Genomic DNA, 19,524 nt, shown 5'->3' on the forward strand with positions numbered 1-19,524 from the left:
TCCTGCCGCGGCGCCGGGGGCCGTGCCGGCGGCGCTGGACGGCGAGCAGCGCGGCGAGCACGGCGGCGAGCATGGTTACAAGCACGGTTGCAAGCGGAACGGAGGCCGGCCATGAACGACACGCTGATCGCGATTGCGACGATCTTCGGCCAGCTGTCGCTGCTCGCGTTCGGTGGCGGCAACACGATCCTGCCCGAGATGCAGCGGCAGGTCGTCGACGTGCACCACTGGATGAGCGCGCACGAGTTCACCGCGCTGTTCGCGCTCGCGCAGGCAGCGCCCGGGCCGAACATGATGATCGTGTCGCTGGTCGGCTGGCACGTGGCCGGCTGGCCGGGCCTCTTCGTCGCGACGCTCGCGAAGTTCGGGCCGTCGTCGGTCGTCACCGTGCTCGCGCTGCACGCATGGGAGCGGTTTCGCGACCGTCCGTGGCGGCGCTATGTGCAGCAGGGGATGATGCCCGTCACCGCGGGCCTCGTCGTCGCGAGCGCGGTGCTGATCGCCGAGGCGTCGAATCGCACGGCCGTGCAGTGGGGCATCACCGCCGCGTGCGCGATGCTCGCGTACCGCACGCGCATCCATCCGCTGTGGCTGCTCGCGGGCGGCGCGCTGATCGGGCTGACGGGCGTCGGGCAGTGAATGCGCGGCGGGCCGGCTGTCGCGCAGCGCGGCAGGATCGGGTTGGTGGGGAGCGGGCCGGTATACTGCGGGGTTTGAATTCGAACCGCAGGACCTTGCACCATGTCGACGATTCCCGCCTGTCCGCAATGCGCGATGGAAAACACCTACCCCGATGGCGACAATTTTGTTTGCGCCGATTGCGGACACGAGTGGTCGAGTGCCGCCCCGCAAACGTCCGACGATGACGCGGCGCGCATCGTCAAGGACGCGAACGGCAACGTGCTCGCCGACGGCGACTCGGTCGTGCTGATCAAGGACCTGAAGCTGAAGGGCTCGTCGATCACGCTGAAGATGGGTACCAAGGTGAAGAGCATCCGCCTCGTCGGCGGCGATCACGAAGTCGACTGCAAGGTCGACGGGATGAGCGTGATGCTGAAGGCCTGCTACCTGAAGAAGAACTGACTGTCGCACCACCCGCCATGCACCGCCCGCCACGCGCGGCCGGGCGGCGCGCGCCGGGCCAGCGCGGCTCGGTGGTGAATCACGCCGCGCGGCAAACGGAGCATCGATGGATCTCGACGGCGCCAGCCGCAATCTCACGGTCGCCGCGCTGCTGACGCTGTCGGGCGGCTATCTCGACGCGTACACGTACGTCGGCCACGGCCATGTGTTCGCGAACACGATGACGGGCAACGTCGCGCTGCTCGGCATCAACCTGTCTGCCGGCGAGTGGGCCGCGGCGCTGCATCACGTGCCGCCGCTCGTCGGCTTCGTGATCGCGGTGTTCGTCGCACACCTGCTCGGGCTTGCCGCGCGGCGCGGCTGGATGCGGCATACCGCGTTCACGAGCCTGATCGTCGAGATCGCGTTTCTCGGCATCGCGGCGAGCGGCGTCGTCGGCGCGTCGAGCGCGTGGCTGATTCCCGGCATTTCGTTCGTCGCGACGCTCCAGACGCTGTCGTTCACCCACCTCGAGGAACTGTCGTACACGTCGGTGATGACGACCGGCAACCTGCGGCGTGCCACGCAGAAACTGTTCGTCGGGCTGATTCCGCGCTACGACGCCGGCGCGCTGCACGACTCGGCGCTGCTGGCGACGATCAGCTTCTGCTTTCTCGCCGGCGCGGTGGCGGGCGGCCTCGTGACGCGGCTCGTGCCGGAACTCGCGCTGTGGGGCGCGGTGCTGCTGCTTGCCGGCGCGTTCGCGGAGATCGTGCGGCGTGCATGGCGCCGCGCGGGCGTGGGCGCGGCCGGCTGAGCGCGGAACTCGCGCCGAACCCGCCGAACCCGCCGAACGCAGCGACCCGGCCCCCCCGAATCTCTCGATCTCCCCGTTCATTTCCCGCTCCGCGCGGTGGCCGATTCTTACAGGATCGACCGCCCGCTCATGGCGAAACCGCCGGGATTCGCCGCCCGGCACGCAAGCCCCGCGTGGCATAGCGTTGTGTGCTGGCGACAATCCGGCCGTTCCGGCGTGTTTCAATTTCTTTCAAGGGTCGGGCTGGTCTTATGATTCTCGCCACGTCGCGCGCGCCAAGAACGCGCGCGATCGTCACCCGGCTGCGCACGCGGCCGGCAATGAACGGAGACACCAACAAAAAGGAACGCTCATGAAGCAGACCACCAGACTCGCAGTACTCGCAGGGGGCGCCTTCCTGGCATTCGCCAGCCAATATGCCGCAGCACAAAGCTCGGTCACGCTCTGGGGCGTCGCCGACGTCAGCGTCCGCTACCTGACCAACGCGAACGCCAAGAACGACGGCCTGCTGTCGATGACCAACGGCGCGATCACCAACAGCCGCTTCGGCATCTACGGCACGGAAGACCTCGGCGGCGGCCTGAAGGGGCTGTTCAAGCTCGAGAGCGGCGTGAACCTGCAGAACGGCGCGTTCTCGGACAGCGGCCGCCTGTTCAACCGCGCGGCGTACGTCGGTCTGGCGAGCCAGTACGGCACCGTGACCCTCGGCCGCCAGAAGACGCCGCTGTTCGACCTGCTGTCGGACACCTACGATCCGCTGACGGTCGGTAACTACTTCGAAAACGCATGGCTGCCGGTCGCACTCGGCGGCGGGCTGTATGCGGACAACCAGATCAAGTACACGGGCACGTTCAGCGGCCTGACCGCGAGCGCGATGTACTCGACCGGCACGAACTACGAGTCGACCGGTGCGGGCGGTTTCTCCGGCCAGATCCCCGGCTCGCTCGGCAAGGGCAATGCGTGGGGCATCTCGCTGTCGTACGTGATGGGCCCGCTGAGCATCGCGGCTGGCGCACAGCAGAACAGCGACAACTCGGCGCGCAAGCAGACGATCTACCACGCGAACGTCGTCTACGCGTTCAGCAAGGCGAAGGTTTACGCGGGTTACCTGCGCTCGAAGGACGACACGGGCTTCGTCGACAGCCTGCTCGCGCAGCAGTCGATTCCGGTCGCGAAGGGCACCGGCCGCATCGACGACGGCCCGTACGCGGGCGTGAGCTGGCAGGTCAGCGCGCCGCTGACGCTGACGGGCGCGTTCTACTACGACCACATGCGCAACGCGATGACCACGAACGGCACGCTCTCGAGCGGCAACCGTTACGCGATCGTCGGCATCGCCGAGTACGCGCTCAGCAAGCGCACCGAAGTCTACGGCACCGTCGACTTCAACAAGACGAACGGCGCGGCCAACGTCGAGCTGCCGGGCCGCAGCAACCAGACCGGCATCGCGATCGGCCTGCGCAATATCTTCTGACGAACTGCGCACCGAACCGCATACGCCGGGCCGATGTCCGGCTGATGACGAAGAGGCCCTGCGGGGCCTCTTTTTTTACGTGCGCGCCGCCAGCCGCGCGGCGGCATCCGGGCTCATACGCGTGCACGGCTATCCAGCGTCCGCTCCATAGCCGGACACGTAATCCGTAAGCTATCCGTCGGCATTCCAGAACATATTTTTACAGTGCGCGCGACACCTTTCCGCTAATCTGCGTGCATCGTCCGGCGTGTGTCCGTGGGCACGCGCGCGCGTCGCTTCGGTGCGCGCGGCGGGCGTGGCCGGCAGGGTCCGTAATTTGTGTATCCGGTGATGACAAACGCTGTCCGCCGGTTTTTTTCGTGGGACGATGCGCCTCACGATTCACGTTAGAAGGGGATGACGATGGGTATCCTGAACACCGTTGGCGAAATCGCAGGCGCCGTGGCAGCCGTCGAGGCTGCAGAGAAAGTCGATCCGGATGCGGGTCTCCTGACCAAGGCGGCAGCGGCCGTCGCCGGCTTCAAGGGCGCGGAAGCGCTCGAAGGCATGCTCGAGAAGAAGGAAGAGAAGCCCGAAGAAGCCGCAGACGCATCGCAGGCCGATACGCAAGCCACCGACGGCAGCGACACGTCGCAGGCATGAGCATGGCGGCTGGCTCGGCCGCGGCCGCGCATTCCGCGCGGACGGGCGAGCCGGTGCCGCGCAGCCGGCAGGTCGGGCATGCGGTCGATCGGTGACGCATGGCACACCCGGCAGCTGGATTGACAGGCGAGAGGCAATGTCTCTCGCCGTTTTTTTTGCGCGCGCGCCGGGCGCCGCAAGAAAACCGGAAACTTGCTATCGTGCCGTCATCCGTTCTGTAGAACGACGATGAGGGCATGCGATGGAATTCGACTACGACCTGTTCGTGATCGGGGCCGGCTCGGGCGGCGTCAGGCTGGCCCGGATGTCGGCGTCATATGGCGCGCGCGTAGGCATTGCGGAAGAGGAGCAGATCGGCGGCACCTGCGTGCTGCGCGGCTGCATCCCGAAGAAGCTGCTCGTCTACGCATCGCATTACCCGCATGAAGTCGAGGACGCGCGCGGCTTCGGCTGGACCTTCGGCGCCGGCACACTCGACTGGCCCGCGCTGATCGCCGCGAAGGATCGCGAGATCAACCGGCTGAGCGGCATCTACATCAACCTGTTGCGCCAGTCCGGCGTCGAGATGCACGCGGGGCGCGCGACGCTCGTCGATGCGCATACGGTCGCGCTCGGCGAGCGCCGCATCACCGCGCGCCACATCGCGATCGCCACCGGCTCGCGGCCGTCGCTGCCGCCATTGCCGGGCATCGAGCACGCGATCACGTCACGTGAGGCGCTGTCGCTGCCAGCGCTGCCCGCCCGCATCGCGGTGGTCGGCGGCGGCTATATCGCGGTCGAGTTCGCGGGCATCTTCAACGGGCTCGGCAGCCAGGCCGACCTGTTCTATCGCGGCGAGCAGATCCTGCGCGGCTTCGACGACGACGTCCGCCATTTCCTCGCCGACGAAATGACGAAGCAGCGCGTGACGATCCATACCCGCGCATCGGTCGACGCGATCGAGCGCGCGGACGACGGCACGCTCGGCGTGCGGGTCGGCGGCACGCATCATGGGCCGTACGACGCGGTGCTCTATGCGACCGGGCGCGTGCCGAACGTCGACGGGCTCGGGCTCGAGCAGGCCGGTGTTACGCTCGATGCGCGCGGCGCGATCGCGGTCGATGCGTACTCGGCGACGTCGGTCGCGTCAATCCACGCGATCGGCGACGTGACGTCGCGCCCGCAGCTCACGCCGGTCGCGACGCGCGACGGCGGCCTGCTCGCGATGACGCTGTTCGGCGGGCAGCGTGCCGCGGCCGATCACGAGTGGGTGCCGTCGGCGGTGTTCAGCCAGCCGGAGGTCGCGACGGTCGGTCTCACCGAGGCGCGCGCATGGGACGTGCATCGCGACGTCGACATCTACCGCACGTCGTTCAAGGCGCTGCGCCACACGCTGTCCGGACGCGACGAGCGCACGCTGATGAAGCTCGTCGTCGCGCGCGACAGTCAGCGGGTCGTCGGCGCGCACATGGTCGGCCGCGACGCGGGCGAGATCATCCAGGGCATCGCGATCGCGATTCGCGCGGGCGCGACGAAGGCGCAGTTCGACGAGACGATCGGCATTCATCCGACCGCAGCCGAGGAGTTCGTGACGATGCGGCAGAAGGTGGCCGATTAACGGGATGCCCGATGCTCAATGCACCCCGAACGCGTCGAGCAGCCGATACCAGCTCATCGCGAGCACGAGCGCCGGCGTGCGCAGCAGCGCGCCGCCCGGGAAATCGCGATGCCTGATCTTGCCGAACAGGTCGAAGCGACTCGCCTGGCCATCGATCGCCTCGGCGATCAGCCTGCCCGCGAGCGCGGTCGTGTTCACGCCGTGTCCCGAGAAGCCCTGCGCGTAGTACATCGTCGGCGCGACGCGCCCGAAATGCGGCGCGCGGTTCATCGTGATGTCGACGAACCCGCCCCACGCATAGTCGATCTTCACGTCCGCGAGTTGCGGGAACGTCTTCAGCATGTCGCGCCGCATCGATTCCGCGAGATTGCGCGGCGGCAGCGTCGAATAGCTGACCTTGCCGCCCCAGAGGACGCGCGTGTCCGGTGCCGGGCGGAAATAGTCGAGCACGAAACGGCTGTCGCAGACCGCCGCGCGCGCGGGCATCAGCGCGGCGGCGCGCGCTTCGCCGAGCGGCTCGGTCGCGATCACGTAGGTGCCGACCGGCATGATCTTGCGCGACAGCGCCGGCGCGAGTGTGCCGAGATACGCGTTGCACGCGAGCACGACGAAGCGCGCACGCACGTGGCCCTGACTGGTTTCGACGAGATGGCCGGCGGGAATGTCGCGCACGCGCGTCACGCAACTGTTCTCGTGGATGCGCACGCCGGCTTCGCGAGCCGCGCGCGCGAGGCCGAGCGTGTAGTTGAGCGGATGCAGGTGGCCGCTGTCCGGGTCGTACAGGCCGCCGCGATAGCGCGACGACTGCACGAAGTCGCCGAGTGCTTCCGGCTCGACGAAATGCAGGCGGTCATAGCCGAAGCGCTTTGCGGCCTCGTCGCGCCAGCGCTTCAGCGCATCGGCGTCGCGCTCGGTATTGGCGGCGGTCAGGTAGCCGGGCACCAGCGCACAGTCGATGTCATGCTTCGCGATGCGTGACTTCACGAGCGACAGCGTCTCGAGCCCCATCTCCCAGATGCGCTTCACGTCGCCTTCGGGCATGAAGTGCGCGAACGTATCGATGTCGCACGCGAAGCCGCCGATCAACTGACCGCCGTTGCGGCCGCTCGCGGCCCATCCGACCCGCGACGCCTCGAGCACGGTCACCGAATAGCCGCGCTCGGCCAGGTTGAGCGCGGCCGACAGGCCGGTCAGGCCTGCGCCGATCACGCACACGTCGGCGTCGGTCGCGCCGGCGAGCGGCGGGTGGCGGGTCGTATCGTTGACGGTCGCCGCGTAGTACGACGCGGCATGCGGCTGGTTCGCGATTGTCTGCATGGTCAGGATTACGGAGGAAAATTTCTCAAAACAACTCGCGGACGCGGTGATACAGCATCCCGAGTTCGAGCGCGGGCTGGCGCCATGCGTCGCCGCCGGGGAAGCGGCGGTGGCGCAGGCGCGTGAACAGGTCGAACGCACGCGTGTCGCCGGCGATCGCGCCGGCGATCGTGCGGCCGGCGATGCCGGTGAGCGCGACGCCATGGCCGCTGAAGCCCTGGACGTAGAAGAAGTTCGGATCGAGCGTGCCGAAATCCGGCGCGCGGTTGCGCGTGACGTCGACGAAGCCGCCCCACGCGTAGTCGACGCGCACGTCGCCGAGCTGCGGGAACACGCCGACCATGCGGCGCCGGATCGTGTCGGCGAGCGCGGCGGGTGACGCGCCCGCGGAGTCCGCGCGGCCGCCGAACAGCATCCGGTGATCGGCGGACAGCCGGAAGTAATCGAGGAAGAAATTGTTGTCGCACACGGCTTCGCGCTGGGCGATCAGCGCGGTCGCGCGTGCGCTGCCGAGCGGCTCGGTCGCGATGATGTACGACGCGATCGGCGCGATGCGCGCGGCGGTCGCCGCGGGCAGCACGCCGCCCGGCCCTGCGTTGCAGCACGACACGACGAACCGGCAGCGGATCTCGCCGGACGGTGTGCGTACGACGGGCCGCGTGCCGCGCACGACGTCGAGCGCGGGCGTGTGCGCGAACAGCGCGACGCCGTCGCGGCGCGCGGCATCGGCGAGACCGAGGCAGTACTTGAGCGGATGCAGGTGGCCCGACAGCGGATCGTAGACGCCGGCAAGATAGCGGGTCGACGCAATGCGCGAGCGGATTGCGTCCGTATCGAGCCAGGTCAGCGACGGATGGCCCCAGCGCGACGTGGCCGCGTCCATCCACGCGTGAAGGTCATCGATGCGGCGCGGCTTCGTCGCGACGGTCAGGTAGCCGCGCGTGAAGTCGCAGTCGATCCCGTAGCGCGCGATGCGCTCGGCGATCAGCGCGACGCCGTCGAGCGACAGCGCCCATGCGGCGCGTGCACCGTGCGCGCCGAGCTGGCGCTCGATCTCCTCGTCTTTCGCGAAGCCGGTGATCGCCTGGCCGCCGTTGCGTCCCGATGCGCCCCAGCCGGGTCGATGCGCGTCGATCACCGCGACGGACAGCCCGCGCGCGCGGCAGTCGAGCGCGGTCGACAGGCCCGCGAAGCCGGCGCCGATCACGCAGACGTCGACATCGAGCGTGTCGTCGAGCACGGGGTCATCGACCGCGGCGCGCGTGGCGCTTGCTTCGTAGTACGAGTCGCGCGCGAGCGCGTCGGCGCGGCGGGTGAAAGACTGGCTCATGAAACCGACTCCGTCGATGCGGCGCGCGACGCGCCGCAATCCTGCCTGTAAAACGGCGCGGGACGCCGTGCGTGCCACACGGCGTCCCGCGCGGCCAGCGTCAGAACGAGTAGATGAACTGCGTCGCGAGCAGGTCGTTGGACTTGCCGTACGAGCCGTCGTTGCGCAGGAACACCTTGTTGTTCGCCCAGTCGTGCCGGTATTCGACCTTCACGGTGATCTGCTGGGTCGGATAGAACAGCAGGTCGAGCGCGACGTCCTGACGCACCGCGCCCTTGCACTCGAAGCCGAGCCCGCCGCCGGCCTTCGACATCGCGAGGCAGTCCGCATCGACGCCGAAGCCGTTGCTCGTGTCCATCCCGTTGCCGTTCAGCGAGATGCCGCCACCGCCGCCGCCGTTCTTGCTGTTCGCGAGCAGGTCGTAGCGCAGCGTCACGCCCATGCGGCCGACCACCGGCGCGTTGAACTTGCGGTGCGCGAGCAGCGACAGCCCGTACCACTGCGCGAGCCCGCCGTTGAACGCCGCGTGCTGCTGCTGGCCATAGTCGACCTCGGCGTTGTATTGCACGTCGGCAAGCGTGTAGGTCGCGTCGACTTCGCCGAAGAAGAATGTGCCGTACGCGCTCGGCGCGGCGCCGCCGGGGCCATAGGTGACGCCGATCTGCTGACCGGTCGTTGGATCCGTCACCGGCGCCGACGCCAGCGTCTGCCTGCCGATGTTGAACGAACCGCCGATGTCGAGCGCGCTCGACCACGTGTAGTCCGCGCGCGCGGTGAAGGTCGGCACCTTGTTGCTGGTCGAGATCGGATCGCCGAGCGCATTGGTGCCGGTCTGCGTGACCGACCCGTAAGTGCGGTACTGCTCGTTGCCGATGAAGAACTTCCACGCCCAGTTGCCCTTCGTGTAGTTCGCGCCGGCGCCGATGTAGCTGCCCGGATCCGAGAAATCGTACAGCAGCCCGTGCGTGAGCGTGAGCATCTGGTTCGACTGCTGCACTTCGTAGCCGCCGAAGCTCGGAATCAGGCCGGCGACGAACGTCGTCTCGGCCGTGATCGGCACGTTGACGACCGCCGTGTTCAGGATGTTGTTGCCGATGTTGCCGCGCGAGTTCTGCAGCAGCGTGATGCCGTTGCCGCGGTTCGGCATCAGCGTGATCTCCGCCGACGGCGCCATCGGGCCGACGCCGAAGGTCTTCTTGATGTCGAGGTACAGGTCGCCGAACGTGCTGTTGAAGTAGTTGTATGAGCTCTCGTGGTTCGCGAACAGGAACGACGACGAGCTCGCCGCGCGGTTGTACACGTAGGTCGGATCGATGTAGCCCGTGATCGACAGGCCCGCGATCGGCCCGGTGTTCGCGGCGTCGCTCAGCGAATCGACCTTCAGTTGCTGGTTCGCGATCTGCTGCTTCATTTCCGTCACGTCGTCGTTGCTCAGCACTGCTTGCGCTTTGCCGTAGTCGGGGGACGACTGGTCGACGGCGACCGCGGCCGTCTTGCCGCCCGCCGACGCGCCGGCTTGCGCGGTCGCGGCAGCGGCAGGCTTCGCGGCGAGCTGCGACTGCATCGCCTTCATCTGCTTCTGCAGCGCGGCGACCTGCGCCTGCAGTGCCTTGATCTGGGCGGAAGTGGAGTCGGCCAGCGCGATGCCGGGCAACGCGCCGGCGACCAGCAGGCAGATCAGTTTCTTCTTCATCGCGGATTCTCCTTGTCGTGTGCCTGTCAATGCGTTTTCAGATCGCGCGCCGCGTGACGCGGCGCGCTGTGGTTGTTATCGAATGAGGGAAATGGGAAGGCGTCACGCCGTCGCGAACGCCGCCTTCATGTCGGCCACGCGCCGGCGTTCGCGCGCGATCATCATCTGGTTCACGACGATCACGCCGATCGTCACCGCGCTGATGAACAGCGTCGCGAGTGCGTTCATCTCCGGATTCAGGCCCAGACGCACGCGCGAGAACACCACCAGCGGCAGCGTCGTCGAGCCGGGGCCGGACAGGAACGCCGACAGCACGAGATCGTCGATCGACAGCGTGAACGACAGCAGCCACCCCGACAGCAGCGCCTGCGAGATCAGCGGCAGCGTCACCACGAAGAACACCTTCAGCGGCGTCGCGCCGAGATCGAGCGCGGCCTCCTCGAGCGACTTGTTCATCTCCTTCACGCGCGACTGCACGATGATCGCGACGTACGACACGCACAGCATCACGTGCCCGATCCAGATCGTCACCATCCCGCGCCCCTTCGGCCAGCCGAACATCTGCTCCAGCGCCACGAACAGCAACAGCAGCGAGATCCCCTGGATCACCTCCGGAATTACCAGCGGCGCGTTGATCATCCCCGTGTACAGCGTGAAGCCCTTGAAGCGGCCGAAGCGCGCGAGCACGAAGCCCGCCCACGTGCCGATCACGACCGACGCGGTCGCGGTCAGCAGGCCGATCTTCAGCGACAGCCACGCGGCCGTCAGCAGCTCGTCGTCCTGCCACAGCGCCGCGTACCACTTCAGCGAGAAGCCCGACCAGACGGCCACGAGCTTCGACTCGTTGAACGAGTACACGACGAGGCTGATGATCGGGATGTACAGGAACAGGAACCCGAACGCGAGGACACCCGTCGACAGTGGTTTGCTCGGCTTGATCATTTGACGTCCTCCAGTTCCTTGACCTGGTAGTACTGGAACAGCGCCATCGGCACGAGCAGCAGCACCACCATCGCCACCGTCACCGCGGATGCCATCGGCCAGTCCATGTTGTTGAAGAACTCGTCCCACATCACGCGGCCGATCATCAGCGTGTCCGCGCCGCCGAGCAGCTCCGGAATCACGTACTCGCCGACCGCCGGGATGAACACCAGCAGGCTGCCGGCGATGATCCCGTTCTTCGACAGCGGCAGCGTGATCTGCGTGAACGCGACCCACGGCTTCGCGCCCAGGTCGTATGCGGCTTCGAGCAGCGTCAGGTCCATCTTCACGAGGTGCGCGTACAGCGGCATCACCATGAACGGCAGGTACGAATAGACCATCCCGATATAGACGCCCGCGTCGCTGTGATACAGGCGCAGCGGCGAATGAATGATGCCGAGCGCGATCAGCGCGTGGTTAAGCAGGCCGTCATCCTTCAGGATGCCGATCCATGCGTACACGCGGATCAGGAACGACGTCCAGAACGGCAGCATCACGGCCATCATCAGCACGTTGCGCGTGGCCGGTTCCGAGCGCGCGATGTAGTACGCCATCGGATAGCCGATCAACAGGCAGAAGAACGTCGACACCGCGGCCATCTTCAGCGAGCTGAGGTAGGTCGCGACATACAGGTCGTCCTGCAGCAGGAACGCGTAGTGGCCGAGCTGGATCGCGAAGTGCACGACGCCGTCCTTGATCTGCATCAGCGCCGTGTACGGCGGGATGCCCATCAGCTGGTCGGCGAAGCTGATCTTCAGCACCAGCACGAACGGCAGCGCGAAGAAGACGGTCAGCCATACGAACGGCACGCCGATCGCGATGCTGCGGCCGGACGGCAAAAAGCGCGACAGCGACGCGAAGCGGCTTGCGCGCGCGGGGGCCGCGGTCGCGGCCACGGCGCCGGTCGACACCGGCGCGGACGGAGTGGAGGCAGGGGTTCTCATCGGGTCGGCCTCATTGCGTCAGTACCACGCCGCTCGCCGGCGACCAGGACACGAACACGTCGTCGTTGTACGCAGGCGCACCGTCGTGCATCAGGTGCGAGCTGGACAGGTTCGACACGACCGTCTTGCCGCTCGGCAGGCGCACGTGGTACAGCGAGTAGCTGCCCATGTATGCGATGTCGGAGACGACACCGCGCGCCCAGTTGTGCTGCGAGCTCGGCTTGTCGCGTGACACGTGGATGCGTTCCGGGCGCACCGAGATGCCGACCGGCATCCCGAGCGGGCCCGTGACGCCATGGCTCACGTACATCCGCGTTTCGAGATCGTCGCTCTCGACGAAGATGTGATCCGGCTCGTCCTCGACCACGCGGCCTTCGAACAGGTTCGTCGAACCAATGAATTCGGCCGAGAAGCGGCTGTTCGGGAATTCGTACACTTCGCCCGGCGAGCCGATCTGCACGATCTTGCCTTCGCTCATCACCGCGAGGCGGCTCGCCATCGTCATCGCTTCTTCCTGGTCGTGCGTGACCATCACGCAGGTCACGTCGACCTTCTCGATGATGTTCACGAGCTCGAGCTGGGTCTTCTGGCGAATCTTCTTGTCGAGCGCGGACATCGGCTCGTCGAGCAGCAGCAGCTTCGGGCGCTTCACGAGCGAACGCGCGAGCGCGACGCGCTGCTGCTGGCCGCCGGAGAGCTGATGCGGCTTGCGCTTCGCATACTTGCTCATCTGCACGAGCGCGAGCGCATCGGCGACGCGCTCCTTGATCTCGTTCTTCGGCGTGCCTTCCTGCTTGAGGCCGAACGCGACGTTCGACTCGACCGACATGTGCGGGAACAGCGCGTACGACTGGAACATCATGTTCACCGGGCGGCGATACGGCGGCAGCGACGCGAGATCCTCGCCGTCGACGTAGATCTTGCCCGAGGTGGCCGTCTCGAGGCCGGCGAGCATGCGCAGCAACGTGGACTTGCCGCAGCCCGAGCTGCCGAGCAGCGCGAACAGCTCGTTCTTCGCGATCGTCAGGTTCACGTTGTCGACGGCGGTGCTGTCGCCGAATTTCTTCACGACGTTCTCGATGCGCACGAACGCATCGTTCTTCGAGCGGGCCGCAGCGGCCGGCTGCGCTTGGCGCGCGGCAGCGGAAGAGGGTATCGATTGCATGTGTTTCACCATTCGTTCATCACGGATTGCAGGCGTGAGCGTCCCCGCGCGAGGCGCAGGATGCGACTCGCGTGAACGGCTCGTGCCGGGTGGAGCGTGCGCGCGGCGCGCGCGGGCGGACGGTCGTCCGCGTGATTCATGCGAGCAGGGATCGAGCGATTCCTGCACCGCGTGCATGCATGGAGATCAGTGGCCGGTCTTCAATTGCGCCCACAGGCGGTTCTGCAGACGCAGGATGTCGGCCGGCATCGGCTTCATCAGCGTCATCTTCTTCAGCACCTCTTCGGACGGGTACACGGTCGGGTCCTGCGCGACTGCCGGCGTCACGAACGGGTGTGCGGCCTTGTTCGCGGTCGGATAGAACACCGTGTTGGTGATCGCCGCATTGACCTTCGGATCCTCGATGTAGTTGATCCACTTCAGCGCGGCTTCGGCGTGCGGCGCATCCTTCGGGATCACCATCACGTCGAACCACAGCAGGCCGCCTTCCTTCGGGTTCGCGAACTTGATGTCGTACGAGCGCTTCGCTTCCGACGAGCGGCGGTGCGCGATGCCGACGTCGCCCGACCAGCCGAGCGCGACGCAGACGTCGTTGTTCGCGAGATCGTTGATGTAGCCGGACGAGTTGAACTGGGTAATGTACGGGCGGACTTTCTTCAGGACGTCGAAGGCTGCCTGGTAGTCGGCGGGGTTCGTGCTGTTCGGGTTCTTGCCCATGTATTGCAGCGTCGCCGCGAACACGTCGACAGCCTGGTCGAGGAACGACACGCCGCAGCCCTTCAGCTTCGCCATGTTGGCCGGGTCGAACACGAGCGCCCAGCTGTCGAGCGGCGCGTTGTCGCCGAGCGCCTTCTTCACGGCCTGCACGTTGTAGCCGATGCCGTCCGTGCCGTATGCCCACGGTACGCCGTACTGGTTGCCCGGATCCGCATCCGAGATCATCTTCATCAGCAGCGGGTCGAGGTTCGTGAGGTTCGGCAGCTTCGACTTGTCGAGCTTCTGGTAGACGCCCGCCTGGATCTGCTTGGCCATGTAGTTCGACGTCGGCACGACGATGTCGTAGCCCGAGCTGCCCGCGAGCAGCTTCGCCTGCAGCGTGTCGTCGCTGTCGTAGTTGTCGTACTTCACGTGGATGCCGGTCTGCTTCTGGAAGTTCGGAATCGTGTCGGGCGCGATGTAGTCCGACCAGTTGTAGACGTTCAGTTCGTCGGCGGCTTGCACCGGCGGGCTGGCGACAGACGTGAACGCGGCCGCGGCGGCAAGGGCGGCGGCGGAGCAGGCTTGGCGAAGATGACGAGCACGCATGGTGGAGTTCCCTTGGGTTATATGGGCGGCGGCGCCCGCCGCCGCCCGTAAGCAAAGCCGTTACGAAAGGCCCAGTTGCTGGGCGGTCGCATCGACGGCTTTCTTCGCCTTCGACACGAGCTCGTCGATCTCCTGGCGCGAGATCACGAGCGGCGGCGACAGCAGCATCCGGTCGCCGGTGGCGCGCATGATCAGGTTGCCGTTGAAGCAGAAGTCGCGGCAGATCGTGCCGACGTCGCCGCCGTTCGCGAAGCGGCGGCGCTCGGCCGGCGCTTCGGCGAGCTGCAGGCTCGCGACGAGGCCGTGGCCGTGCACTTCGCCGACGATCGGATGACGCGCGAAGGTCTCGCGCATCAGCGCCTGGAAGTACGGGCCCGTATCGGTCTTGACCCGTTCGACGATGCCTTCGTCGCGCAGCAGCTTCAGGTTCGCGACCGCGACCGCCGCCGCGACCGGGTGGCCGGAATACGTGAGGCCGTGGTTGAAGTCGCCGTTGTCGATGATCGGCCGCGCGACGCGCTCGTGGATGCCGACCGCGCCCATCGGCACGTAACCGGACGTGAGGCCCTTCGCCATCGTGATCAGGTCCGGCTCGAAGCCGAAGTGCTGGTGTGCGAACCATTCGCCGGTGCGGCCGAAACCGCCGATCACTTCGTCCGCGACGAGCAGGATGTCGTACTTGCGGCAGATCCGCTGGATTTCCGGCCAGTACGTCGACGGCGGGAAGATCACGCCGCCCGCGCCCTGGAACGGCTCGCCGATGAACGCGGCGACGTTTTCCGCGCCGAGTTCGAGGATCTTCGCTTCGAGCTGCTGTGCGCGCGCGAGGCCGAACGCTTCCGGCGTTTCGCCGGCCGGTGCTTCGCCGAAGAAATACGGCTGGTCGATGTGCACGATGTTCTCGACCTTCGACGGCATCTGCTCGTGCATGTAGCCCATCCCGCCGAGCGTGCCGCCGGCGATCGTCGAGCCGTGGTAGCCATTCCTGCGCGAGATCACGTATTTCTTCTGCGGCTGGCCCTGAACGCGCCAGTACTGGTGCACGAGACGCAGCACGGTGTCGTTGCCTTCCGAGCCGCTGTTGCAATAGAAGAAGTGGTTGAAGCCCGGCGGCGTCACCTCGGCGAGCATCGCCGACAGCTCGATCACCGGCGGATGCGTGGTCTTGAAGAACGTGTTGTAGAACGGCAGCTCCTGCAGTTGCCGGTACGCGGCGTCGGCGAGCTCCTTGCGGCCATAGCCGACGTTCACGCACCACAGGCCGGCCATCCCGTCGATGATCTTGTTGCCGTCCGAGTCCCACAGGTAGACGCCGTCCGCCTTCACGATCACGCGGCTGCCCGCGCGGTTGAGCGCGCCCATGTCGGAGAACGGATGGATGTGGTGCGCGGCGTCGAGCGCGCGGTATTCGGCGGTCGTGCGCTGTTGCGTCGCGCGGGCCGCCGGCGCGGCGGGCTGGATCCAGGCTGATTCGGTGCGGTAGGTCATGTTTCCTCCGGATTGCGGTCGTGCACGCTTATACGTGCAGCAGAAGATGGCGGCGCTCCCACGAACTGATCACGCGGAAGAACGCTTCGTATTCGGTTTCCTTCAGCGCGAAATACGCCTTCAGGAACTTGTGGCCGAGAATCTCGCCGAGCGGCTCGCAGGCGGCCATCAGCGTCAGGCCTTCCTCGAGGTTGCGCGGCAGCTGGTACGGCAGGCTGTAGCCGTCGCTGACGAGCGGCTCGGTCGGCTCGAGGCGTTGCGTCATCCCGAGATAGCCGGCCGCGAGCGTCGCGGCGAGCGCGAGGTACGGGTTGCAGTCGACGCCCGGGATCCGGTTCTCGATGCGGCGTGCGGCCGGGCCCGAGTGCGGGATGCGGAAGCCGACCGTGCGGTTGTCGTAGCCCCACTGCACGTTGATCGGCGCGGCCATGAAGCGCGACAGCCGGCGGTACGAGTTGATGTACGGCGCGAAGATCGGCATCAGCGCCGGCGTGTACTTCTGCAGGCCCGCGAGGTAGTTGTAGAACATCGACGTCGCGCCGCCCGTCTCCTTCGACGTGAACAGGTTCTGGCCCGTTTCCTCGTCGACGATGCTCTGGTGCACGTGCATCGCGGAACCTGGCTCGTCTTCCATCGGCTTCGCCATGAACGTCGCGTACATGTTGTGGCGCAGCGCCGCTTCGCGCACCGTGCGCTTGAACAGGAACACCTGGTCCGCGAGCGACAGTGCGTCGCCGTGCATGAAGTTGATCTCCATCTGCGCGGCGCCAACCTCGTGGATCAGCGTGTCGATGTCGAGGTTCTGCGATTCGCAGTACTCGTAGATGTCCTCGAACAGCGGGTCGAACTCGTTGACGGCCTCGATCGAATACGACTGGCGGCCCGTTTCGGGGCGGCCCGTGCGGCCGACGGGCGGACGCAGCGGCAGGTCCGGGTCCTTGTTCATGTCGACCAGGTAGAACTCGAGCTCGGGCGCGACGACCGGCTTCCAGCCTTTCGCCTTGTACAGCTCGAGCACGCGGCGCAGCACGTAGCGCGGCGAGATCTCGACCGGGGAGCCGTCGAAATGCACGCAGTCGTGGATCACCTGCGCGGTCGGGTCGACCGCCCACGGGATCAGGCGGATCGTCGACGTGTCGGGCACGCACACCATGTCGGGATCGGTGACGCCGGTGAGCGACCCGTCTTCCGGATATTCGCCGGTGACGGTCTGCACCATCACGGCCTGCGGCAGGCGCATCGATTCGCCGGACGTGAACTTGTTGCGCGGCGTGATCTTGCCGCGCGCGATGCCGGCCATGTCGGGAATGATCGCTTCGATCTCGGTGATCCGGTGCTGCTTCAGAAAGTCTTCGATGTCTTGCATGTCTGTTCTCGTTGTTGGTTCGGCGCTCATGCGAGCGTGGCGGACGCGGCGCGCGTGCGGGCGGTGCGGGCTGTGCGGCGGGCGCGGCAGGCCGCGCCGAAGGCGCGGAACATCGCGCTCGACAGCGCGTCGTGCGCGTGACGCCATTCCGGATGCCATTGCACGGCGAGCGCGAATGCCGGCGCGTCGATCACGCTCACGGCCTCGATCAGTCCATCGGGCGCGGTTGCCTCGACCGCGAGCCCCGCGCCGAGTCGCGCGATGCCTTGCTTGTGCAGCGAATTCACCTGCACTTCGTCGCGGCCGTCGGCGAGCCGATGCAGCAGGCCGCCTGCCGTCAGGCGCACGGGATGCGCGGGCCCGTATTGCGACTCGAGCGGCGCGTCGTCGTCCTCGCGGTGATCGGCGAGGCCGGCTACTTCGTGCACGCGCTGGTGCAGCGTGCCGCCGTATGCGACGTTCAGCTCCTGGAAGCCGCGGCAGACCGCGAGCACCGGCACGCCGGCGGCGATCGCCGCGCGCAGCAGCGGCAGTGTCGTCGCGTCGCGCGCGGCGTCGTGCTTCGTGCCGGGCGCGCTCGGTTCGCCGCCGTACAGGTGCGGCTCGACGTTCGAATAGCTGCCGGTAAACAACAGGCCGTCGACCGCGTCGACGATGTCGTCCGCCGACTGCCGTTCGCCGAGCGCGGGCAGCACCATCGCGAGCGCGTGCGCGCCGTCGACGATGGCTGCGACGTACTTGTCGCCGACGGTGTGCGACGCGTGCGCGCCGATTTGCGTGTAGTCGGCGGTGAGGCCGACGAGAGGTTTCCTTTCCATGGCGTCAATCAGGTTGCCTAAACAAGCCGTGAAGCGTTGCTGCCGATGCGAGCCGAATATGGCTTGCGCCGAAAAGCAGGCGCGACATGGCCCCGCAGCCGTGCGCAATGCGCAAGGCCGCTGACAAATGAGCGCAGCGGGAATCCGTGGGCGACCCGCGCTGCGCGCGACGATCAGGCGGCGTCCATTTCGTGGTGCGGCGCAGCGCGCGGCAATGCACGCGCGAGCGCGATCCGTCACCGGTCACCAGTCAAACGGTGGGCGGCAGACGTGATGCGGGCGAAACGGACGACGGAAAGAGAAGAGAGGCGCTACGGCAGCAGCGACGCCACTTCGTCGGTATGGATCGCGACGAACGCGCGCGCGGAGACGGCGTTGTGACGTCGAACGGAACGACGGGACAGGATGGTGTAGATCGACAGATGCAGGCGAGGACTATGCCAGCCGCAACTGCCGTCGGAAGGCGGGGCAGCGCTGCGCGAACTTCGCGCATCGCCTCGATCCCACCTCACCAGAGGGCCACGGACTCTCACGATTACACTCGACTGGTTTGTTGAAAGTATTGAACACCTGATTGCTCGAACACCGGGGGCGTTTAAATAATCGAGGCGTCGGTCGCGCGTCATTCACATCGATGAGCGTCGATTTTTGCGTTGCAATAACGCGATTCGCTGCTCATGACGGCCAGATGACGCTGACCTGAGAGCCAGCATATACGAGCCAAAAACGGCGTCAAATGTTTTTTTACGGTCCTGCATCAGGGCTTTCCCGAAGCACTGCGAATAAAAGATGCGTAAATGGAATGATGCGTGGGGTGTTGATTATTTCGAACGCCTTTCAGGGTTTTCCCCGTCAATACGCGGCATAAAGTGATTAGAATATTCAACGGCCGTACCACGCGTCGTTTCACTTTTTCACCGCACCTATCGTGTCCGAAACCGAATCGATGTCCACCGAAGTCGCCGAGCGTCTGCGCTTCGTGCGCAACAAGCATGGCCTGTCGCAACGCGAACTCGCGAAGCGGGCCGGCGTGACCAACGGCACGATTTCCCTGATCGAACAAGGGCGCGTCAGCCCGTCGGTCGGCTCGTTGAAGAAGCTGCTCGAATGCATACCGATGAGCCTCGCGGAATTCTTCACATTTGAGCTCGTCGAATCGCGCACGGTCGTGTCGCGCCGTGACGAGATGCCGAACCTCGGCAACGATACGCTCGCGTTTCATCTGGTCGGTGCGGGCGTGAAGGACCGCAACATGTGCATCATGCGCGAGGTCTACCAGCCGCAGGCCGACACGGGCCCCGAGATGCTCGTGCATGCGGGGCACGAGGGCGGCGTCGTCGTGTCGGGGCAGCTCGAACTCACCGTCGACGGCGCGACCTGGCTGCTTGACCCCGGAGACGGCTACTACTTCGAAAGCCGTTTGCCGCATCGTTTTCGCAATCCCAGCGCGGAGCAGATCTGCGAGGTCGTCTCGGCCAACTCGCCGCCGACCTTCTGACCTTCTGACCGCGCATCACCGCATTCG

The 19,524-nt window shown here is 66.5% G+C and carries 18 protein-coding genes; 7 read left to right on the forward strand and 11 right to left on the reverse strand.

Annotated elements, in window-relative coordinates; genetic code table 11:
- The first annotated feature begins 111 nt into the window (after positions 1-111).
- From G3N94_RS26585 to gor, 6 genes are all read left to right on the forward strand, one after another.
- Positions 112-639, forward strand: a complete 528-nt coding sequence (locus tag G3N94_RS26585) for a chromate transporter (protein WP_205795515.1) — start codon at positions 112-114, stop codon at positions 637-639.
- 102 nt (positions 640-741) lie between these two features.
- On the forward strand, positions 742-1,083 hold the full coding sequence (locus G3N94_RS26590; RefSeq protein ID WP_205795516.1) for a zinc ribbon domain-containing protein YjdM: 342 nt from the start codon (positions 742-744) through the stop codon (positions 1,081-1,083).
- A 106-nt stretch (positions 1,084-1,189) separates the two neighbouring features.
- The gene (locus G3N94_RS26595; RefSeq protein ID WP_205795517.1) at positions 1,190-1,879 is read left to right on the forward strand and encodes a YoaK family protein; all 690 of its coding nucleotides are present in this window, start codon (positions 1,190-1,192) and stop codon (positions 1,877-1,879) included.
- A 352-nt stretch (positions 1,880-2,231) separates the two neighbouring features.
- Positions 2,232-3,353 carry a porin gene (locus G3N94_RS26600; protein ID WP_205795518.1) on the forward strand — a complete coding sequence of 374 codons (1,122 nt, stop codon included), beginning with the start codon at positions 2,232-2,234 and terminating at the stop codon, positions 3,351-3,353.
- 402 nt (positions 3,354-3,755) lie between these two features.
- Positions 3,756-3,995 carry a hypothetical protein gene (locus tag G3N94_RS26605; RefSeq protein ID WP_205795519.1) on the forward strand — a complete coding sequence of 80 codons (240 nt, stop codon included), beginning with the start codon at positions 3,756-3,758 and terminating at the stop codon, positions 3,993-3,995.
- Positions 3,996-4,236: 241 nt separating this feature from the next.
- On the forward strand, positions 4,237-5,592 hold the full coding sequence (gene gor, locus G3N94_RS26610; protein WP_205795520.1) for a glutathione-disulfide reductase: 1,356 nt from the start codon (positions 4,237-4,239) through the stop codon (positions 5,590-5,592).
- Positions 5,593-5,607: 15 nt separating this feature from the next.
- Here the strand turns inward: gor and G3N94_RS26615 are convergent, their stop codons facing one another.
- The 11 genes from G3N94_RS26615 to G3N94_RS42600 all read right to left on the reverse strand — a co-directional run bounded on the left by G3N94_RS26615 (position 5,608) and on the right by G3N94_RS42600 (position 18,532).
- The gene (locus tag G3N94_RS26615; protein WP_205795521.1) at positions 5,608-6,909 is read right to left on the reverse strand and encodes an FAD-binding oxidoreductase; all 1,302 of its coding nucleotides are present in this window, start codon (positions 6,907-6,909) and stop codon (positions 5,608-5,610) included.
- Positions 6,910-6,934: 25 nt separating this feature from the next.
- Positions 6,935-8,239 (reverse strand): FAD-binding oxidoreductase, encoded by a 1,305-nt coding sequence (locus G3N94_RS26620; protein WP_205795522.1) that lies wholly within the window; start codon positions 8,237-8,239, stop codon positions 6,935-6,937.
- A 100-nt stretch (positions 8,240-8,339) separates the two neighbouring features.
- Positions 8,340-9,932, reverse strand: a complete 1,593-nt coding sequence (locus tag G3N94_RS26625; protein WP_205795523.1) for a DUF3138 family protein — start codon at positions 9,930-9,932, stop codon at positions 8,340-8,342.
- Between the two features lie 102 nt (positions 9,933-10,034).
- The gene (locus G3N94_RS26630; protein ID WP_205795524.1) at positions 10,035-10,874 is read right to left on the reverse strand and encodes an ABC transporter permease subunit; all 840 of its coding nucleotides are present in this window, start codon (positions 10,872-10,874) and stop codon (positions 10,035-10,037) included.
- Positions 10,871-11,857, reverse strand: coding sequence for an ABC transporter permease subunit (locus tag G3N94_RS26635; RefSeq protein ID WP_205795525.1), 987 nt, complete (start codon positions 11,855-11,857; stop codon positions 10,871-10,873). The genes G3N94_RS26630 and G3N94_RS26635 overlap by 4 nt, the downstream gene beginning before the upstream one ends.
- Before the next feature lie 10 nt (positions 11,858-11,867).
- A complete protein-coding gene (gene potA, locus G3N94_RS26640; protein ID WP_205795526.1) occupies positions 11,868-13,022 on the reverse strand; it encodes a polyamine ABC transporter ATP-binding protein in 1,155 nt (384 codons plus the stop codon).
- A gap of 186 nt (positions 13,023-13,208) precedes the next feature.
- Positions 13,209-14,327: a polyamine ABC transporter substrate-binding protein gene (locus G3N94_RS26645; protein WP_205795527.1), complete on the reverse strand. Its 1,119-nt coding sequence runs from the start codon at positions 14,325-14,327 to the stop codon at positions 13,209-13,211.
- A 60-nt stretch (positions 14,328-14,387) separates the two neighbouring features.
- Positions 14,388-15,815 carry an aspartate aminotransferase family protein gene (locus G3N94_RS26650; protein ID WP_205795528.1) on the reverse strand — a complete coding sequence of 476 codons (1,428 nt, stop codon included), beginning with the start codon at positions 15,813-15,815 and terminating at the stop codon, positions 14,388-14,390.
- A gap of 28 nt (positions 15,816-15,843) precedes the next feature.
- Entirely contained in the window at positions 15,844-17,181 is a 1,338-nt protein-coding gene (locus G3N94_RS26655; RefSeq protein ID WP_205795529.1) for a glutamine synthetase family protein, read from the reverse strand.
- 26 nt (positions 17,182-17,207) lie between these two features.
- Positions 17,208-17,999 carry a gamma-glutamyl-gamma-aminobutyrate hydrolase family protein gene (locus tag G3N94_RS26660; RefSeq protein ID WP_205795530.1) on the reverse strand — a complete coding sequence of 264 codons (792 nt, stop codon included), beginning with the start codon at positions 17,997-17,999 and terminating at the stop codon, positions 17,208-17,210.
- Positions 18,000-18,310: 311 nt separating this feature from the next.
- On the reverse strand, positions 18,311-18,532 hold the full coding sequence (locus tag G3N94_RS42600) for a hypothetical protein (protein WP_346778735.1): 222 nt from the start codon (positions 18,530-18,532) through the stop codon (positions 18,311-18,313).
- Between the two features lie 413 nt (positions 18,533-18,945).
- On the opposite strand from G3N94_RS42600, the gene G3N94_RS26665 reads away from it, so the two are divergent.
- Positions 18,946-19,497: a cupin domain-containing protein gene (locus G3N94_RS26665; protein WP_205795531.1), complete on the forward strand. Its 552-nt coding sequence runs from the start codon at positions 18,946-18,948 to the stop codon at positions 19,495-19,497.
- Positions 19,498-19,524: the final 27 nt, after the last annotated feature.

The sequence above is a fragment of the Burkholderia sp. Ac-20353 genome (assembly GCF_017104785.1).
Classification (GTDB): Bacteria; Pseudomonadota; Gammaproteobacteria; order Burkholderiales; family Burkholderiaceae; genus Burkholderia.